A 19,229-nucleotide genomic window follows, 5' to 3' on the forward strand; every position below is an offset into this window, starting at 1 on the left:
TCTCCTGTGGAATTGCTGAGAACTCACTGAGCCGCGCAACAGCCGTGCCGCGCACATTGGGCGCGAAACGTCGTGGTACGCGAAGCGCGTCGCGGCTCTGATTGGGGGACGCCCCGGCGCTCACCTGGCCGCCAGGGAGGGGACATTCTGCTCCGGCTCGCCAGGCGTTGCGCTTAAGCGGTTGCAGGAACGCGGAAGAAGACGGCATGGCGGAGAAGTTCGCTGGGCCAGCGTCGTTTCGCATCGGAAAATTTGCGGCGTTACGTGCTTTTCCATGCGTTTCGAATCGGAAATTCTGGCCGGCTGCGGTGCCTGCGGATGTCAGCAAATTCTTAATTCGAATCAAGCGTTTACTGAAATGTTGCGACGCACAAGATAACGCTTGACACGCGTTTCTATTGAGATATCATGAGCTCAGATTGCTGCATCGCACCAATGCGCGAACCGGTGATCAAAGAACGTTTTCTCCTTCTCGTAACGGAACCGACGCGTAGCGGTCCCCCAATCAGGAACGACGACATGACTCTGCCTACTCCCGAACAATTCGCCGCCACCCAGAAAGCTGGCCTCGAAACCCTCTTCGGCCTCACGACGAAGGCATTCGAGGGCGCAGTCAAGCTCGCCGAACTGAACATCGAGACGGCTCGCGCCGCCATCGCTGAAGGTCAGGAACACGCCCAGCGCGCGCTGACGGCGAAGGATCCGCAAGGCTTCTTCGCACTGCAAGCCGGCTTCGCCCAACCCGCCGCCGAAAAGGCGCTGGCATATGGCCGCAACGTGTACGCCATCGTCTCGGCCACGCACTCGGAATTCACCGAAGCCGCGCAGAGCCAGATCGAACAGCAGCAACGTGCAGTCCAGTCGCTGGTTGAATCGGCAGCGAAGAACGCACCCGCCGGTTCGGAAACCGCCATCGCAGCATTCAAGTCGGCTATCACGGCAGCGCAAGGCGCTTTCGAGTCGGTGAACAAGGCCGCGAAGCAAGCCACCGAAATCGCCGAAAGCAACATCGACGCCGTCACCAAGGCAGCATCGAAGGCAGCAGCCCAAGCCACGCGCGCTGCAAAGCAAACGGCTTAAGCACCAGATTTTCGGCTGGACGCCCTTGCGGCGTCACAGCCGCGCAAAAAGCGGGTTTCGCGCAAGCGGAAGCCGCTTTTTCTTTTGGGCGCAGATATTGCCGATTGACGTCTTTTCGGCTCGCGACTTTCCTTTCGGCAACGCGCCTTTAATCGTCGCACGCGCCCACATCGAACATCGACTTGAGCGCGCAGTGCGAAGTGAGCATGCGCGCGCCGTCGTGACCGACACCCGGCACGACATGGAAATCCTGATTCAGCCCCGCCGGGTGACGCGTCTGCATATAGCGGAAGAAGCCTTCTGCGCGCGCCAGACGTTGCGGCCCTTGCGCCATCGCGGCGCAGCTTTTGTCGAGCGAATCCGAACTGGGATTGTGGTCCGCGCCGCCCACCAGATAAAGCACCCGCCGCAGCGCGTAGCGTGCTTCCAGTTGCTGCGGCGAGCGCTCACGCATGAATGCGGGACGCCCTTCCATGCCGTATTTCCACGTATCGAAGCCCGCGCAGTGCGATGCATCGAAGGCGGCGAGCGTCCCATCGGCGAGAGGCCGCTGGGTGTCGAAATACGCATAGGACGAAGGACTCGCCACGACGAAACGCACGTCGATACCCGCCTGCGCGAGTTCGTCCGGCATGTCGGACGCGATCGCATAGCGTTGAAGCACCTGCGCGCCGCCGGAATGCCCGGCGAACACGATCGTCTTCAGATTGGGAAAGCGCTGCGAGTCTGCGAGGCGACGGGCGATGGCGTCGAGCACCGCGTAAGACCCCACCGGCGCGCCCGTTTTCGCGTCGGCGTCGCCCATCCAGGAGTTGGCGTGCCAGCTCAGCAGATCGCGCGGTGCGTGAAAAGCGTGCGCATCGGCGGTCGAGAGAAATTGCGGAGCGATCAGGATCGTGCTGGATGGATCGCCGCCCGACGGATCGCCGCCCGCAAGTTCGCGCGCGCGTTGCGCGGTGTGGAAGTAGTCGTCGGCGTTACGCAGTCGGCCGTGCAGCACGATCACGGCGCGCACGACGTCGGGCTGTGGCGTGTTCCAGTCCGCGCTCAGGTCGAGTGCGAATTCGGCATGGCCGTGTGGCGTGTCGAGCGGCATGCGCGCGCTGGCGATCGCGTCGACCGGGCGCGCAGCGGCAGAAGTGACAAGAAAAAGGGCCAGCGCCGTGGCAAAGACAGCCCGCAGAACAGTCGAACCCATCGTGTTTCTCATTGGAAAAACACAGGATAAAACGTTCGGAACGGAAACCCGCGGCAGAAAGCGCGGAGAGACCGAAGAGGCGGCTGCGCGCCGCCTTTCAATCGTCGATCAGGAGCCGAACATGCGGCTGACCGCATGTTCGAGGTGGTCGCGCATGGCCTGCGCGGCGCGCGCGGCGTCGCGTGCCTGAATGGCTTCCAGCACTTCCAGATGCTCCTGCTGCACGATGCGCTGGCGCTCGATGGACTTCACGAGCGAGAGGTTGCGCGAGAGATTCATGCTGAAGACCATCTGCTCCTGGATGCCCGAGAGCGCGGTGATGAAGAACTGGTTCTTCGAAGCACGCGCAACGGCCATATGGAATGCAAAGTCGTCCTTCGCGCCGATGCCCGAGGTCTCGATGATCGTCTGAAGGTTGTCCCACTCACGGCGGATAGCGGCGAGGTCGGCGTCGTCGGCCTTCATTGCGGCGAGCGAGGCCGCACCCGCCTCCACCACCACGCGGTATTCGTAGCAGCGGCGGATGTCCGACAACGTTTCGAGCGGCGCAAAGCGGCGCACGTCCGGGTCGGGACGGCGCATGACCGTGGTGCCCGAACCGTGGCGCGTGGCGATGATGCCGTCGGCGCGCAGTTGCGCGAGCGCTTCGCGCACGGTGGGCCGCGAGGTCGCGAAGCGTTCCGCGAGCATGTGCTCGGTCGGCAGGCGTTCGCCTTCCTTGTATTCGCCTTCGATGATGCGGTTCAGGATGTCGCTGTAAATCCGCGCCGGCATATTCGGCGCTTTCTGCTCAGCCATGATGAGGTGCTACGCGGTAAGTTGTCAGGTGTGTCGTGGATTGTAAGTCATATGAACCGGTCACAGAGCGAAACTCCCCGGCCTGCAAGGCTTCTGGCGTATTTCTGCACATCATCAGGCAGCGCTCACAGCAATACGCAGCGTGGCCGTTTCGCTTTGCCCCGGCGCGAGCCAGCGCAATCCCAGACCGTTGTGGATCGCATCGGGCAAACCGAGCCACGGTTCGACGCAATAAAAGTCCGAATCGGGCGCGAGCGTCCACGACGTCACGGCGTACCAGGGCAGCGAATCGGGGCGTTTCAGATCAATTTCGATCGCACGGTTCAGCGTGGGCATCTCGATGCGCACGGGTGCGTCCGGCTCGCCTTGCAGGCAATGAAATCGATCGACGATTTGCGGATCGTCGAAGGTGTAGCGCGTTGCGCCTGGCAGCGGCTCGGTCTTCGCGCCGTCGGCCAGCTGATGCCGGCAGACGTTGCGCGGCAGCGCGAGCGTCGCCTCGCCGCGCTGCGCATGCGGCAGCGCGAAATAGAAATGATGGCCCGCGTAGTACGGCAGGCGGGCGTCGGCCGAGTCGGGGCCGTCGGCGGTGTTCGTCGTGGTCAGGCTCACTTCGAGCGTCGTCTCATCCACGAGGCAATAGTGCGCCTCGAAGCGGAAACGGAACGGGTAACGCGTGCGCGTCGCCTCACTATCGGTCAGCGTCATGCGCACGCCGTTGCCGTCTTCGTCGATCTGCGCATCGAACGGCAGGTCGCGCGCGAAGCCGTGCAGCGGCATCTCCCGCACCACGCCATGCGCATCGCGCCAGAAACCGATGCGTCCGTCCACCCGATGCCGCGCGATGAACGGAAACAACAACGGATTGCCGCCGCGCACCAATGCTGGCTGGCTCCAGTCTGCGTCATCGGGCCAATGGATGATCGATGCGCCGTGCAGATACCACGACAGAAGGCGTCCGCCTGCTTGCGGCGCGATCAAGAGGCGCGAAGCGCCGCGCGCGATTTCAATGACGTCCTGATCCTGAAACTTCGGCATGTCGTATCGGAAATTGAGAAAACTTTTGATGCGGCGTGGCGTGCCCTGTTGGCAAGCGCCTTTCGGCTTAACCGCGTGCCTTCTTCCACTCGGCGTAAGCGGCGAGCGTCGCCTCGTTCGGCGGATAGGTGCCCGGCAGCGCCGCGCCCGCCTCGATCCGCTCGGTGATGAAGCATTCGAGCGTTTCCTGCTCGGTGGACGCCTGCGCGACTTCCTCGACGAGATGGCGCGGAATCACCACCACGCCATCCGCATCGCCGACGAGGATATCGCCCGGATACACCGCCACGCCGCCGCAGCCAATTGGCACGTTCAGATCGACGGTGTGGTGTTTGCAGAGATTGAGCGGCGCCGAGGCCCCCGCGCAATAGACCGGAATGCCGAGCGCCGCGATGGTCGCGCTGTCGCGCACCGGGCCGTCGGAGACCATGCCCGCCACGCCGCGCATCTTCAGACGCGTGGCGAGGATCGAGCCCATCGACGCCGCATCGGTCACGCCACGGCAGTCCTGCACCAGCACGGCGCCCGCGGGCACGGTCTCGACGCCCTTGCGTTGCGGATGCTCGGGATTCTGGAACGCGCTCAACTGGTCGAGATCCTCGCGCGCCGGGATGTTGCGCATCGTGAAGGCCGGCCCGACGAGATTGGGCGTGCCGGGCGCTGGCGAGGCGAGCGGCTTCACGCCCTGAATGAACACGTTGCGCAAGCCGTGCTTGAAAAGCTGGGTGGTGAGCGTCGCAGTGGAGACGTGGCGCAGTTGTTCGAGCGCTTGTTCGCTGACGGGGATCGCAGGTGAATTCATCGTGTCTCGTCCATTTATAGGCTGCGCGGGGTCGCGCATGCGGGCCGCCCGACCGTTGTCGAACGCAATGTCGGCATTGTTGTAATACAACACCAGAATTGTCAACCAGCCCGTAGCGTCTCGTTTTGGCGCCAGTCATCGGACAACCCCATGAAGCCTTGATGCACCGCCTTTTCGGGCCTTGTCCAGCGCTTCTCGCCGCAATCCGTACCTTTCTTGACCACTCTCAGACTCAGACCGAATCCCAGGGAAATCCCCATCGAAACAAGATTTGCTTTACAACTTTCGCGCAAATAGAATGATGTCTTACATGACAGGCCTTATCCGGTCCGTCACGGCCCACCAGAGAGAAACGGGTAATAAAGGGAAACCAACGAGAAAAGGCTGAAAAACAGCCTGGAAACGGCAGCGGGACCGCAAGGTTGCATGACAACGCGGCGGCCTCGCGATCGGCAAGCACACGCAAACAACATCCATCCGGACGCATCGCCGGGCATGGAGCCGGAGTCAGTGCACACGCATTCACCCCGGATCGACAGGAGACGAGCAGTGCAACGCAAGACTATCAAAGGGGTTCGGTGGTGGATCATCGGCCTCATCATGATCGGCACGATTTTCAATTACCTCGCACGCAGTTCGCTCTCCGTGGCCGCGCCCACGCTGACGCAGACGATGCACATGACCACCCAGCAGTACGCCTACGTGGTCACGGCCTTCCAGGCCTGCTATGCGCTCTCGCAGCCCATCGCCGGCTTCGTGCTCGACTCCGTGGGCGTCAAGATCGGCTTCGCGATCTTCGCGTTCGGCTGGGCCATCGCCAACATGCTGCACGGCCTCGCCGGCAGTTGGCCCGCGCTGGCCTTCTTCCGCGGCCTGCTCGGCATGAGCGAAGCCGCGATCTTCCCGGCCGGCATGAAGGCGATCAGCGCCTGGTTCCCGGCCAAGGAACGCTCGGTCGCCACCGGCTGGCTCAACACCGGCACGTCGATCGGCGCAATGATTGCTCCGCCGCTCGTCGTGTGGTGCATTCTCAAGTACAACTGGCAGTTCGCGTTCGTGGTCACGGGCGGTGTGGCGCTGATCTGGGTCGCGCTGTGGCTCGTGTTCTTCAAGATGCCCGCCGAACACCCGCGCCTCTCGCAAGACGAAGCCGATTACATCCGCGCCGGTCAGACCGACGCGCAGAAGTCGGCAGTCGGCAAGCGCGCCTCGTTCAAGGACGTGCTCAAGACGCGTCGCTTCTGGGGTATCGGCATCCCGCGTATGCTCGCTGAACCGGCATGGCAGACCTTCGGTGCGTGGATTCCGCTCTACATGGTCACCGTGCGTCACATGAACCTGAAGGAAATCGCGCTGTTCGCGTGGATCCCCTTCCTTGCCGCCGATCTCGGCTGTCTGATCGGCGGCTACCTCGCGCCGCTGTTCATCCGTTGGTTCGGCTGTTCGCTGATCACCTCGCGCAAGCTCGTCATCACGACCGGCGCGCTGCTGATGATCGGACCGGCTTGCGTGGGCCTCGTTGCGAGCCCGTATGCCGCCATCGCCCTCTTCTGCGTCGGCACCTTCGCACACCAGACGATTTCGGGCGCCCTGTTCACGCTGGCCTCGGACGTGTTCGGCCAGCATGAAGTGGCAACCGCCACGGGTCTCTCCGGCATGTTCGGCTATCTCGGCGCGACGGTGTTCTCGCTCATCGTCGGCGCACTGGCCAGCACGATCGGCTATAACCCCTTGTTCGTGTGCCTGATGCTGTTCGACATCATCGGCGCCTGCGTCGCCTGGCGTCTGATCTCGAACCAGCAGCGCGACAACGTTTCCAGCGCCACGTTGCAGGCCGCGCAGAACGTGAAGGCCTGATCGCTCCAACATCGGCCGGCGCCCGCGAGGGTGCCGGCTTTTGGCGTTTTTATGTGAGGTAATCCCACTGTGAAGAAAGTTGCATTGTCCGGCGCGGCCGGCCAGCTCGGCACCGTCCTGCGCAAGGGTCTGCACGAACGCGGCGTGAATCTGCGCTCCGCGGCCGGCACGAAACCGCTCGAACCGCTGTTCGACGGCGAAGACGTCATGCACGGCGATCTGCGCGACCCCGCAGTGGTCGATCGTCTGCTCGACGGCGTCGATGTGCTGATCCACATGGCCGGCACGAGCGTCGAGCGGCCCCTGCCCGAGATCATCGAGAACAACCTGCGCGGCCTCGTCGAAGTCTACGAAGGCGCACGCCGTCACGGCACGCAGCGCATCCTGTTCGCAAGTTCGAATCACGCGATCGGCATGCATCCGGTCGAGGACAAGCTCGATCTCGACTGTGCGTTCCGTCCCGACGGTTTCTATGGCCTCTCGAAAGCGTGGGGCGAATCGCTCGCGCGCCTCTACTGGGACAAGCACGGCATCGAAACGGTGAATGTGCGTATCGGCAGCTGCCTGCCGCAGCCGACCGAATTCCGTCATCTGAGCACGTGGTTCGGCCACGACGACCTGTTCCATCTGGTCGATCGCGTGATCAATGTGGAATCGATTGGCTTCGCCGTGGTCTGGGGCGTGTCGAACAACACGCGCAGCTATTGGGTGCAGGAAGGCAAGACCGACGACGCGCAACGTCTGGGCTACCATCCGAAACAAAATGCTGAGGACTACGCAGCGGAAATCCTCGCGAAACAGAATCCGCTCGACGCTACCGCGCAACGCTATCAAGGCGGCAGTTTCGCGAGCTTCGACTTCACGCCGGTGGAAAAGCGTAGCCGCAGGGCCTGAGTGCTTTAGCCGCTCGCCGGATACAAAAAAGCGCCCACATGGGCGCTTTTTTATTGCAGGAAGGCGACCGTCACAGCACGCCAGATTTAAAAATCATCTGCACCGCCGCCGCCAGCACGCACACCAGCACGACGACGCGAAACGCCAGCGGATGCAGCTTGTCACGCAACGGCCGGATCAGAAGCATGCCGATGATCGCCGGCACGCTCGCCAGCGCGGATATCGCCAGATCGGCGCCGTTCGCATGTGCGCCGCCACTGAACGTCGTGATAAGCGTAAGCACCGACACCACGAGAATGATCGCGATCTGCTTGGTGAACACACGACCCGACGCGCCCGAGGCAATCAGATACATCGCCAGCAGCGGCCCCGGCACCGAGGCAATGCTCTCCATCAACGCCGCGCCAAAGCCGAGCACGAAGCCCACCGGCTGAACGAGCCCCGGTGACAGCCGAAGTTTCGGCGAAGCGAGCAGCAACGCCGCGGCCACGATCAGCGCGAGCCCCGATGCAGCCTGCGCGTGATGCGGCTCCAGCCGGATCAGCAGCGACACGCCCACCACGTTGCCGATCACGGTGCCGACCAGCGGCGCGGCGATCTGCTTGACCGTTTTCCAGAACTCCCCGCCTTCCAGCGCCTGCGGAATATTGCCGAGGATGATGGGCATCGAGAGCAGCAGCACGGCCTGCTTGACGGGCAGAAAATGCGAAAGAATCGGCATGGCGATAAGCGGCACGCCGATGCCGGTCACGCCCTTCACCATTCCGCCGAGCACCAGCGCCACGACGATACCGCAAAGCTGGAGCGCGTCGAGCGCCTGCATGTGCGGGAGCAGGACGCCCCCGGAGAGCTGGAAATCGAACATCGAAGTTATGAGGTTGGCGTGGGTCAGCGTGGGTGGGCGCCGTCACGGCGCGGCTTCGCGATACCGGGCCTGCATGATAGCGCAGCCCTGCGAAGCCCACCTGGCACCTCCAGATCATCCCGGCGATGCACGCACGCAAAAAAACGGCGGCGCCAAGCTGGCGCCGCCGTCAAACCTGCCTCGGAGCGTGAAAAACGAACCTGAAGATCAGAACCGGTGCACGATGCCGATCGCACCCGCGAACTGGCTGCGCGACGAAGACGGCGCGCTGTTCTGGCCGTCGCCGATATCGGCGGTCGCGTTGATGATGTCGCCCGCGCCGTTCGAGCCGAGCGTCTGACCGCCCGCGCGCTGATACGCCTCGACGAAGTACAGGCCCGTGCGCTTCGACAGGCTGTAGTACTGCGAGAGGTTGAACTGCTGGTACGAGGCCGCGCTGGTCACGCCATTGGCCTTGGTCGCACGCGTGTAGCTGTAGCCCGCCGCCAGATCGAGCGCGACGAGCGGCTTGTAGTGCAGCACCACGCCGCCCGTGTTCCAGATCTGCGTGTCGAAGAACTTCGAACCCGTGCCCGCGATGTACTGCACGTTCGAGTACGACGCCGAAATATCCCACTGCGAGTTGAACGCGTAGCCGCCCGTCACGGCAAGGCGCTGTTGCGTCTGTGCCGTCTGGAAGCCGTTGGTGATGCCCGACACGCCCGGCTCGCCATTGCTATAGGCCGTCGAGCTCGAACCCCACGTGCCGCCGCCGCTCGTCGAGTTGCTCAGACGCTCGAAGCCCACCGCGAGACCCACGGGACCGTGGATATAGTTCGCCGCCACGCTCCACGTCTGGCCCGCGCCGGTGCTGCCCGGCACGCCCCCGAACGCGTACATGCCGCTGAACGTGAAGCCCGAGAAGTTCGGCGAGGTGTAGACGAGCGAGTTGTTGATCCGATAGATCGTGTCCAGCGAGTCGAGATCGCCCGGGTGCGCGCCGTATGCGCCGGTCAGCCAGGTGGTCGGGCTGTACGGCGAGAGCAGCGTGTAGTACGGCGCGTACTGGCGGCCGGCGGTGAGCGTGCCGTAGTCCTTGTTGGCGACGCCGACAAAGGCCGCGCGGCTGAACATCAGGTTCGTGGTGGACTGTGCGCCATTCGCCGAGTTATAGCCTTCTTCGAGCTGGAAAATCGCGCGCGTGCCGCCGCCGAGGTCTTCGCTGCCCTTCAAGCCAAAGCGCGAGCCGGCCCACACGCCCTGCACCATCTTGACGACCGAGTGACCGCCCGAGTTGCTGCCGAGCGCTGCCGAGCTGCTTTGATAGCCGATGCCGGTATCGACGATACCGTACAGCGTGACGCTGCTCTGGGCTTGCGCGCCGATAGCGGCGAGTCCGAGCGCGGACGCGAGAATGGTCTTCTTCATCTGTTCTCCTGATTGAATCATTGTGATGTATTGCTTTTTTGACTACGTATGAATCTTTTTGCGAGAGTGCCTCTGCGCTCCGGCATCGGGCGCCGCTCCATGCGACGCCCGATGCCTTCACTTGCCCATCCCTGCGCCCTTAGTGAATCTCGGGCTCACCGCCTGCACCGCTATTGCCGCCACAGCCGCCCGCGCCTTCGCGTTGCATGAAGTCGAATTCGCAGCCATTGTTGGCCTGCATCACGTGCATCTGATACATCGCACCATAACCGCGCTTGAAACGCGGTTCCGGTGCGACCCACGCGGCCTTGCGGCGCGCCATCTCTTCATCGGAGATCAGCACGTTCAGGCGGCGCTCCGGCACGTTCAGCTCGATCATGTCGCCGTCCTGCACCAGCGCGAGCGGGCCGCCGATGAACGATTCGGGCGCCACGTGCAGCACGCATGCGCCGTAGCTCGTACCGCTCATGCGCGCGTCCGAAATGCGCAGCATGTCGCGCACGCCCTTCTTGAGGATCTTTTGCGGAATCGGCAACTGGCCCCACTCGGGCATGCCCGGCGCGCCCACCGGACCGGCATGCTGGAGCACGATCACGCTGTTCTCGTCGCAATCGAGTTCTTCGCTGTCGATGCGCGCGGCCATGTCGTTGTAGTCCTTGAACACGACGGCCTTGCCCGTATGCACGTGCAGGCGCTTTTCCGCCGCGCCCGGCTTGATCACCGCGCCATCGGGCGCGAGATTGCCGCGCAGCACGGCAAGACCCGTATCCGGCATCAGCGGCTTCGCACGGCGATAGATCACTTCCTCGTTGTAGATCTCGGCGTCGGCGATGTTCTCGCCCAGCGTCTTGCCGTTCACCGTCATCTGCGAGCCGTCGATCAGATCGCCCAGTTCCTTGAGCATCGCGCGCAGACCACCCGAGTAATAGAAGTCCTCCATGAGGTACTTGCCGGTCGGGCGAATGTTCGCGAGCACCGGCGTGCGGCGCGCAACATCGTCGTAATGCGCGAGCGTCAGATCGACGCCGGCGCGGCGCGCGACCGCGATCATGTGCACGATCGCGTTGGTCGAGCCGGACAGCGCGAGGCAAGTCGTGACGGCGTTATCGACCGCCTTGCGCGTGATGATGTCCGAGGGCTTGAGGTCTTCCCAGACCATCTCGACGATACGCATGCCCGTCTTCGCCGACATCTGCGCGTGACGCGAATCGGGCGCGGGAATCGAGGCGAAACCGGGCAGCGTGAAGCCGAGCGCTTCCGCCGCGCTCGTCATGGTCGACGCCGTGCCCATCGTCATGCAGTGGCCCGGCGAGCGCGCGATGCCGCCTTCCACGCCTTGCCAGTCCTGTTCGGTGATCTTGCCCGCGCGCAGATCGGCCCAGTACTTCCAGGTGTCCGAACCCGAGCCGAGCGTCACGCCGTTCCAGTTGCCGTTGAGCATCGGGCCGGCGGGCAGGAAGATCGTGGGCAGGTCCATCGAGATCGCGCCCATCAGCAGCGCGGGCGTGGTCTTGTCGCAGCCGCCCATCAGCACCACGCCATCGGCGGGATACGAGCGCAGCGTCTCTTCCGCTTCCATCGCGAGGAAGTTGCGATAGAGCATCGTCGTGGGCTTCTGGAACGGCTCGGAGAGCGTCTGCACCGGCAGCTCGATCGGGAAGCCACCCGCTTGCCAGATGCCGCGCTTGACCTCTTCCACGCGCTGCTTGAAGTGCGTATGGCAAGGGTTGATCTCGCTCCACGTATTGAGGATCGCGATCACCGGTTTGCCCGCGTATTCTTCGCGGCTGTAGCCCATCTGCGCGCTGCGCGAACGATGGCCGAACGAACGCAGGTCGTTCACGCCATACCAACGGTGGCTGCGCAGTTCTTCGGGGGTCTTTCGCTTGTTGCTCATGTTGCGTTGCTCCAGGTGTTTCCGCGGATGTGTTTCAGTAGGGCCGCTGGCGAGTAGGGCCGCCGGCGCGTGGCTAGCGCTGTTCCTTCACGCGCGACACGAGTTGTGTCGGGCTGACGAATTGCAGCGCGACCAGCACCCATGCGAGCGTGATCGCCATGTAGATCATCGCCATCGCGTCGATGGACTGCGGCGCGCGCACGCCTGTCGAGAACACTGCGTAATACAGCGCCACGACGAGGGTTTGCGTGTCGGGTCCGGCGGTAAAGAAAGTCAGTTCGAACATGCCGATCGTGCGCACCAGCACGAGCAGCCCGGCCGCCAGCATCCCCGGCACGAGGAGCGGCAGCAGTACATAACGAAAATAGCGCAGCGTGTTCGCGCCAAAGATGCGCGCTGCCGACTCCAGGTTCGGGTCGATCTGCTCGATGAACGGCGTCATCACCAGAATCACGAAAGGCAGCGCGGGCACGAGGTTCGCGAGAATCACGCCGGTCAAGGTGCCTGCGAGACCGGTCTGGTACATCGCCGTGGCCATCGGAATGCCATAGGTCACAGGCGGCACCATCAGCGGCAGCAGGAACACGAGCATGCAGATGCGCTTGCCCGGAAACTGCGCGCGCGCGAGCGCATAAGCGGCAGGCACGCCGAGCGCGATGGACAGCAGCACGACCGCGCCCACCACTTCGAAGGTGACCCACAGCACGCTGCCCAACTGGAAGTCGCGCCATGCCTGCGCATACCAGTGCAGCGTGAATCCTTGCGGCAGAGGTGTGCCGAACCAGCGCGTGGCGATCGAGTTCACGCCCACGGTGGCAATCAGCAGCACGACGTTGAGCAGGAAGAACACCACGCCGCCCCAGACGATCACTTTCCAGAGGATGTCGGGCACGCTTGCTCGCGGCTTCGCGCGCGGCGCATTGGCGGTATTCGCGGCGCCCTCGTCGCGCATCGACGTGTTCGCGGGGAGGCCGGCTGCGTTACGTTGATGTGCGCCCATCAGCCTTTCCCTCCGCTCACCGGACCGGAATAGAAGTAGCGCTTCGCGCCGAGCATCGCCGCGACCACCACGAGTTGCACGAAGCCCATCGCGATAGCGATGGTCGAGGCGAGCGAGTAATCGTAGCTTTCGAACGCCGCCTCCGAAGCCGCGATGGAAATCACGCGCGTGGGGCCGGCGGGCGCGCCGAGCAGCACTGCCGAAGGGAACACCGAATACGCCTGCACGAACGACAGACACGCCGCCATCGTCAGACCGGGCGCGAGCAACGGCAGATAGATCAGCCGGAACTGCTGCCACGGGCCTGCGCCGAGTGTCGCGGCCGCACGTGCGAGCGTGGGGTCGATGCCCGTGACGTACGAGAGCGTGAGCAGGAAAGCGAACGGAAAACCCGAGACGATCAGCGAGATCAGCACGCCCCAATAGTTGTGCGTGAGCCGAACCTCTTCGTTCGTGTACAGATGCAGTGCGTGCAGCGCCTGCGGGAACCAGCCGTTGGGGCCGAAGTAGCTGAGCATGCCGTCCGCGATCAGCACGGTGCCGAGCGTCACGGGAATCACCAGCAGCGTCGTCACGAGCTTCTGATACGGCGACTTGCGGCGCAGCGCGAAGGCCACCGGCAGCGACAGGCCCACGTTGATGATCGTCGCGGGCACGGCGAGCTTGAGCGTGACGAACACGGTCGGCCAGAGCGCGAGATCGTGGAAGAACTGCAGGTAGTTCGCGAACATGCCGCCGCCGTTCATCGGCTTGAACGAGAGCACGAGGCCGTAGGCGAACGGATAGAGAAACAGCGCGACGATAAAACCGAGCGCGGGCGCAACCAGCCAGCCACGCGCATCGCGCGGCTGCCGGTTAAGCCTGGAAAGACGCGAGGACATGAGCGTGCTCATGCCGCACGCTCCGCGTAGGCCAGCACGCGCGACGGCGCGACGCGCAGCGTGGCGCGCTCACCCGCTTCGAATTCGCCCGCCACACGCGCCCACAGCTTGCCGAACGGCGCATTGGCAAGCAGCAGCGAATCGCGGCCGCCGTACTCGACCATTTCGACTTCGACGTCGAAGGCGTTTGCATCGCCCGACTGGGCGCGTTCGAAATCCTCCGGGCGCATCGCAACGGAAATCTCGCCGCCCTTCACGTCGCCCATCGCCACGCCCGTAAGCGTGATGCCCGACGCCGACATCGCGATATGCTCGCCGCGCTCGCCCGCCACCGCGAACGGCAGCACGTTGCGATAGCCCATAAAACGCGCGACATGCAGATTCGAGGGACGGCTATACACTTCCTTGGGCGTGGCCACCTGCTGCACGACGCCCTCTTTCATCACGACGATGCGGTCGGCCATCGACAGCGCCTCGTCCTGATCGTGCGTGACGTAAATCGTTGCGCGTTCGAGCTGACCGTGAATGCGGCGAATCTCCGCACGCATTTCGATGCGCAGCTTCGTGTCGAGATTCGAAAGCGGTTCATCCATCAGCACGAGCGGCGGCTCGATGACGATCGCGCGCGCAATGGCCACACGCTGCTGCTGACCGCCCGAAAGCTGGCCCGGCAACTTGCTTTCATGGCCGACGAGCTGCACGAGTTGCAGCGCCTCGCGCGCGCGGCGCTTCGCTTCCTCGCGCGAAACACCCTGCATTTTCAGGCCGAAACCGACGTTCTCCAGCACCGTCATGTGCGGGAACAACGCATAGTTTTGAAACACCATGCCGAAGCCGCGCTTTTCGGGCGGCAGCACGTCGATACGCAGATCGTCGAGCCAGATGCTACCGCTCGTCAGCGGCTGGAGGCCCGCGATGCAGTTGAGCGCCGTCGATTTGCCGCAACCGGAAGGCCCGAGCAGCGCAATGAATTCGCCGCGGCGAATGTCGAGATCGAGACCGCGCAGCGCCGCAACCTGCGCGCCTTCGGCATTGGCGAAACTGCGGCACACCGAGTCCAGACGCAGACGATCGAATGAATGCTTCATGACACGTTCCTGATCACGAGATCGACATTCCTGAGGATAGGTCGCGGGCGGCGCGCATGCGAGGCCGCCCTCACTTATCGCTGCGCCTTTACTGGGACTTTTGCGAGCCGACTTCGCGGTCCCATTTCTGGAACGCTGCAACCATCGCCTGCGCGGAAAGCGGCTGAACGTGCGGATACTGCGTGAGCCACTTTGCGTATTCAGGACGGCCATATTTGGCGATCACGTCCTGGCTTTGCTTCGGCGCCATCGCAAGCGTCACGCCGTTCACGGCAGGCCCCGGATAGAAGTAGCCATCGTCATAAGTCATGGCCTGCTGCTGCGGCTCCAGCATGAAGTTCATCAGCTTGAGCAGCACCGCGAGCTTCTCCTTCGAGACGCCCTTGGGCACCACCATGAAGTGCGCGTCGTTTACCCACGTCATGTTGTCGAAGGCCTGCACCTTGAATTCGGCGGGCACGATGCCGAGCGCGCGCGGGTTGATGTCCCAGCCCGTCACGGTCACGGTCATGTCGCGCGTGCCCTCGCCCAGTTCCTTCATCACCGCCGAGGTGCCGCCCGGGTAGTACGGCACGCACGAATTCAGCTCTTTCAGGAAGGCCCAGGTCTTGTCCCAGCCATTGATCGGGTCTTGCGGATTCTTGTCGCCGAGCAGGTACGGCAGGCCCATCAGGAAAGTGCGGCCCGGGCCGGAATTCGCGGGACGCGCGTAAATCAGCTTGCCCGGATTGGCCTTGCAGTACGCCAGCAGTTCCTGCGGCGTGTGCGGCGGTTTAGCCACCTTGGCGGGGTTGTATTCGACCAGCGGGCCAGCCGGCATGTACGAGACTTCGAGGCCGAAGCCCTGGGCGAGATCCTGCATCTTGCGCGGACCCGGCGCGTACTTGTCGAGCACGCCCGGCAGCGCCGCCGACTGATCCGGCAGCAGCTTCATCCAGAGGTTCTGCTCGATGCCCGCGGCGAGCGCGTCGGTGCCGGTCAGCACGAGATCGATATCGGCGCGGCCAGCGGCCTGCATCGCCTTGATCTTGCCGGGCAGTTGCGGCGCGGGCGCGTTGGTGTAGGTGATGTTGGAGACGAGGTTCGGATACTTTGCCTTGAACGCTTCAAAGGCTTTCTGCGTGAGCTGCAGATTCCCGGCCACGTCGACGATGTTCAGCGAAACAGGATCAGCCTTGGCCGCGCTCGCGCCGAGCGCTGCGGCGGCCGCCACACACACGGCCAGGATCCTGACCTTCAAGCGTCCATTGAACATCGCATCTCCTCACATCTTGTTTATGGAATTTGTTGTACGCGGCTGTTGGGTTCTGTTGCCTGTTTTGCCGACTGCTTTTATCCACCGCGTTCAACCACCGCGCGGTCAAAGGATGCCGAACCACACATCAAGTTGTCAAGCAACGTAAGGGCTTTTATGTGCTTTTGTGAGCGCGTTGTGAGCCTTCTGTGAGGCACTTGACGACACGGCCAGCGAGAAGGCGCTTGCAGCGGTTCTGCAAGCGCCTTCTATCGACTTACTTGCGCACCAGTTCACCGTCGCGCAGACGCCACAGCGCGAGCGGGTTGTCGTCCTTCAGCGCGGCGGGCAGCAACTCCGCCGGCAGATCCTGATAGCAGACCGGGCGCAGGAAACGCTCGATCGCCATCGCACCCACCGAAGTCGTGCGCGCATCGGACGTGGCCGGGAACGGGCCGCCGTGCACCATTGCGTACGAAACTTCGACGCCGGTCGGGAAACCGTTCGCGAGGATGCGACCCGCCTTGCGTTCGAGCACACGCAGGAGGCGCGCGGCCATCGCGTAGTCGTCGCGGTCGATCTGCAACGTGGCGGTGAGCTGGCCTTCGAGGTGCTCGGCCACGCGCACGAGTTCGGCTTCGTCACGGCAGGCCACCACGATCGAGGTCGGTCCGAAAATCTCGTCCGACAACGCGTGCTGCGCGAGGAACTGTTCTGCGCTCGCCTTGAAGAGCAGCGGCAGCGCGGCGCAATGCGCGTCGGTCTGCGTACCTTCGGCCAGTTGCTCGACGCCTTGCGCCGTCTTGCGCGCCGCCACCGCTTCGCCATACGCCGAGGCGATACCCGCCGTCAGCATGGTCTGCGCGGGCTTGCCCGTGAGCGCCACGCTCGCGGTCTGCACGAAGCGGTCGAGTTCCGGCGAGTCGATGGCCAGCACGAGGCCCGGGTTCGTACAGAACTGGCCAACGCCCAGCGTGAGCGAATCGACGAAAGCCTGCGCCAGCGCTTCGCCGCGTGCGGCCAGCGCTGCCGGCAGCACGAACATCGGGTTGATGCTGCTCATTTCGGCGTAGACGGGGATCGGCTCGGCACGCTGCGCAGCGATGTGCGCGAGTGCGAGACCGCCGCGGCGCGAACCCGTGAAACCCACCGCCTTGATGGCCGGATGCGCGACCAGCGCCTCGCCCGTTTCGTTGCCGCCGCCGAAGATCAGCGAGAACACGCCTTCGGGCAGACCGACGTCCGCGACCGCCTGCTGGATCGCGCGTCCGACGAGTTCCGAGGTGCCCGGATGCGCGAGGTGCGCCTTCACGACGACGGGGCAGCCCGCGGCCAGCGCCGAAGCCGTATCGCCGCCTGCGACCGAGAACGCCAGCGGGAAATTGCTCGCGCCGAACACGGCCACGGGACCGAGGCCGATGCGCTGCGCACGCAGGTCCGAGCGCGGCAGCGGTTTGCGTTCCGGCAACGCCGAATCGAGCACCGCGCCACACCAGCGGCCGTCGCGCACCAGCGAGGCGAACAGACGCAACTGGCCGACCGTGCGGCCGCGCTCGCCTTCGAGGCGCGGCTTGGGCAGCGCCGATTCCAGATGCGCGCGCTCGATCAACTCGTCGCCGATACCGAGAATGCGTTCGGCGATCGCTTCGAGCAGTTGCGCGCGGGTTTCATGCGGCGCCGCGCGGAAAGCGTCGAACGCTTGCGCCGCGAGTTCGCAGGCACGCGTGACTTCGGCCTTGCCGCCGAGGCCGAACGACGGCTCGATGTCCTTGCCGAGCGCGGGCGCGAAAGCGCGCATCTCGCCGGCCTGGCCGCGCACGGCTTGCGCGCCCAGCAGCATGGATCCAGTGATAGACATGTTCGCTCCGTTCACTTCATTCAATTGCACGAACGACTCAGGCGTGCGCCGCGGCGAGCGACTGCTCGAATGCCAGCAGTTCCTTTGCGGCCGCGCCGATGGCGGGCAGCGCCTCGGCGGGCGATTGCGAGAGCAGCGGCAGGATCGGGCCCATGTCGGCGATACCGGAGAGCGTCACGGCGTCGTGCAGCACGCGGATCAGCGAGATATCGTCGCGCAGCGTTTCGAGCGGCATGAAGGCGTCGTAGAGACGTTGCGCTTCGTCGGCGCGGCCTTCCTTGGCGGCCTTGAGCAGCGCCATGACAGCGTGCGACGCGATGCAGCCCGAACCCGTGGTCCATGCGGCAAGACCGAAGTCGCGCACATGCACCAGCGCCGGACGCTCGCCCATGCCCGAGACGACCTTCGAAGCCGGCACGCTCTGCAGCAGACGGCGCAGGTACGGATCGTTGGCCGGCTCGTCGCGCACGATGGCGTACTTGACCGCGATCAGCGTGCCACGGTCGATCAGGCGCACGAGCGTGTCCACGTCGACGTAATCCTCGCTCTTGATATAGAGCGTGAGCGGAATACCGGCGGCGTCGGCGATGCGCGTGAGGCCAGCCTCGACGCCCGCGGGCGTGGTGAAACCGGCGAGCGGCAGCACCATGGCCGTCTGGTATTTCGTCTGCGCGAGGATGCGCGCCTGATCGAGCATCTTGCCGTAGTCCGGGCCGATGGCCGGGATCACGCGCGTTTCGGGCGCGGTCAGCTCGGCCAGCATGTCCAGCAGCTCGCGGAATTCGCTGACGGCGACGTGATAGAGATTCGCGTTGCCACCGTACAGCAGCGTGCGGATGCCGCCCGCTTCCATGTGGCGGATGAGCTTGCCGTTAGCTTCAACGTCGAGCGAGAAATCAGGGCGGCGTGCCAGGGGGGGCACCGCCATCACGGTCGAAGCGAATTCGCTCTCGACGATCGGGGACACGTTCATGAGGCCTCGTGCTGGATGGAGGGTTGTCGATACCCTGCACAGTAGCACCGGCGTTGTTTAGTTGTCAAACAACTTTGAGAGTTGTTAGGGTTTGTTCGGAGGGGCTAAAGAGTGGGGCTTGGGCGTTGATAGCGAACACGCAAAGAGAAACATGAATGGCTATTTCATCGGATAAATAGCCATTGCGCATCGCCTTACCAAATCCAATCACTTCCTGACAACCCACCCCACCCATTCTTCCCCAAAAAGCAACAAAAGCGACATCACGTCACTTGCCAGAAACCCGTCTCCGCCCGCTGCGAATGCGGCGAACCTGGCCAACAGAACAATCTATAACCTGTTGATAAAAATAGAATTTT

General features: G+C 63.8%; 16 protein-coding genes. 3 read left to right on the forward strand and 13 right to left on the reverse strand.

The annotated features are described in order from the left end of the window. Positions 1 to 519: 519 nt before the first annotated feature. The gene (phaP, locus tag U5782_RS02410; RefSeq protein WP_322042265.1) at positions 520 to 1,080 is read left to right on the forward strand and encodes a TIGR01841 family phasin; all 561 of its coding nucleotides are present in this window, start codon (positions 520 to 522) and stop codon (positions 1,078 to 1,080) included. Positions 1,081 to 1,228: 148 nt separating this feature from the next. Here phaP and U5782_RS02415 read toward each other — a convergent pair whose 3' ends face one another. The 4 genes from U5782_RS02415 to U5782_RS02430 all read right to left on the reverse strand — a co-directional run bounded on the left by U5782_RS02415 (position 1,229) and on the right by U5782_RS02430 (position 4,916). Further along, positions 1,229 to 2,278, reverse strand: coding sequence for an alpha/beta hydrolase (locus U5782_RS02415; RefSeq protein WP_322042266.1), 1,050 nt, complete (start codon positions 2,276 to 2,278; stop codon positions 1,229 to 1,231). 108 nt (positions 2,279 to 2,386) lie between these two features. After that, positions 2,387 to 3,076, reverse strand: a complete 690-nt coding sequence (locus tag U5782_RS02420) for a FadR/GntR family transcriptional regulator (RefSeq protein WP_322042267.1) — start codon at positions 3,074 to 3,076, stop codon at positions 2,387 to 2,389. A gap of 114 nt (positions 3,077 to 3,190) precedes the next feature. After that, positions 3,191 to 4,114: an aldose epimerase gene (locus tag U5782_RS02425; protein WP_322042268.1), complete on the reverse strand. Its 924-nt coding sequence runs from the start codon at positions 4,112 to 4,114 to the stop codon at positions 3,191 to 3,193. 67 nt (positions 4,115 to 4,181) lie between these two features. Beyond that, positions 4,182 to 4,916 carry a ribonuclease activity regulator RraA gene (locus U5782_RS02430; protein ID WP_322042269.1) on the reverse strand — a complete coding sequence of 245 codons (735 nt, stop codon included), beginning with the start codon at positions 4,914 to 4,916 and terminating at the stop codon, positions 4,182 to 4,184. A 549-nt stretch (positions 4,917 to 5,465) separates the two neighbouring features. Between U5782_RS02430 and U5782_RS02435 the strand changes: the two genes are divergently transcribed. Beyond that, positions 5,466 to 6,773, forward strand: coding sequence for an MFS transporter (locus tag U5782_RS02435; protein ID WP_415914226.1), 1,308 nt, complete (start codon positions 5,466 to 5,468; stop codon positions 6,771 to 6,773). 69 nt (positions 6,774 to 6,842) lie between these two features. Then, positions 6,843 to 7,667, forward strand: coding sequence for an NAD(P)-dependent oxidoreductase (locus U5782_RS02440; RefSeq protein ID WP_322042270.1), 825 nt, complete (start codon positions 6,843 to 6,845; stop codon positions 7,665 to 7,667). Between the two features lie 70 nt (positions 7,668 to 7,737). On the opposite strand, the gene U5782_RS02445 is transcribed toward U5782_RS02440, so the two are convergent. The 9 genes from U5782_RS02445 to U5782_RS02485 all read right to left on the reverse strand — a co-directional run bounded on the left by U5782_RS02445 (position 7,738) and on the right by U5782_RS02485 (position 18,870). Beyond that, positions 7,738 to 8,532 carry a sulfite exporter TauE/SafE family protein gene (locus U5782_RS02445; protein WP_322042271.1) on the reverse strand — a complete coding sequence of 265 codons (795 nt, stop codon included), beginning with the start codon at positions 8,530 to 8,532 and terminating at the stop codon, positions 7,738 to 7,740. 207 nt (positions 8,533 to 8,739) lie between these two features. Then, positions 8,740 to 9,939, reverse strand: a complete 1,200-nt coding sequence (locus U5782_RS02450) for a porin (protein WP_322042272.1) — start codon at positions 9,937 to 9,939, stop codon at positions 8,740 to 8,742. A 139-nt stretch (positions 9,940 to 10,078) separates the two neighbouring features. After that, positions 10,079 to 11,836, reverse strand: coding sequence for an L-arabinonate dehydratase (araD, locus tag U5782_RS02455; protein ID WP_322042273.1), 1,758 nt, complete (start codon positions 11,834 to 11,836; stop codon positions 10,079 to 10,081). A 73-nt stretch (positions 11,837 to 11,909) separates the two neighbouring features. Further along, positions 11,910 to 12,788, reverse strand: a complete 879-nt coding sequence (locus U5782_RS02460; RefSeq protein ID WP_322042529.1) for an ABC transporter permease — start codon at positions 12,786 to 12,788, stop codon at positions 11,910 to 11,912. Between the two features lie 47 nt (positions 12,789 to 12,835). After that, positions 12,836 to 13,729 carry a sugar ABC transporter permease gene (locus tag U5782_RS02465; RefSeq protein WP_322042274.1) on the reverse strand — a complete coding sequence of 298 codons (894 nt, stop codon included), beginning with the start codon at positions 13,727 to 13,729 and terminating at the stop codon, positions 12,836 to 12,838. Then, a complete protein-coding gene (locus U5782_RS02470) occupies positions 13,726 to 14,805 on the reverse strand; it encodes an ABC transporter ATP-binding protein (protein WP_322042275.1) in 1,080 nt (359 codons plus the stop codon). Before U5782_RS02470 ends, U5782_RS02465 begins: the two co-directional genes overlap by 4 nt. Positions 14,806 to 14,893: 88 nt before the next feature. Then, a complete protein-coding gene (locus U5782_RS02475; protein WP_322042276.1) occupies positions 14,894 to 16,060 on the reverse strand; it encodes an ABC transporter substrate-binding protein in 1,167 nt (388 codons plus the stop codon). Between the two features lie 256 nt (positions 16,061 to 16,316). Further along, positions 16,317 to 17,897: an aldehyde dehydrogenase (NADP(+)) gene (locus U5782_RS02480; RefSeq protein ID WP_322042277.1), complete on the reverse strand. Its 1,581-nt coding sequence runs from the start codon at positions 17,895 to 17,897 to the stop codon at positions 16,317 to 16,319. A gap of 37 nt (positions 17,898 to 17,934) precedes the next feature. After that, positions 17,935 to 18,870: a dihydrodipicolinate synthase family protein gene (locus U5782_RS02485; RefSeq protein WP_322042278.1), complete on the reverse strand. Its 936-nt coding sequence runs from the start codon at positions 18,868 to 18,870 to the stop codon at positions 17,935 to 17,937. Positions 18,871 to 19,229 lie beyond the last annotated feature (359 nt).

The organism is Paraburkholderia sp. J67 (assembly GCF_905220265.1).
Classification (GTDB): Bacteria; Pseudomonadota; Gammaproteobacteria; order Burkholderiales; family Burkholderiaceae; genus Paraburkholderia.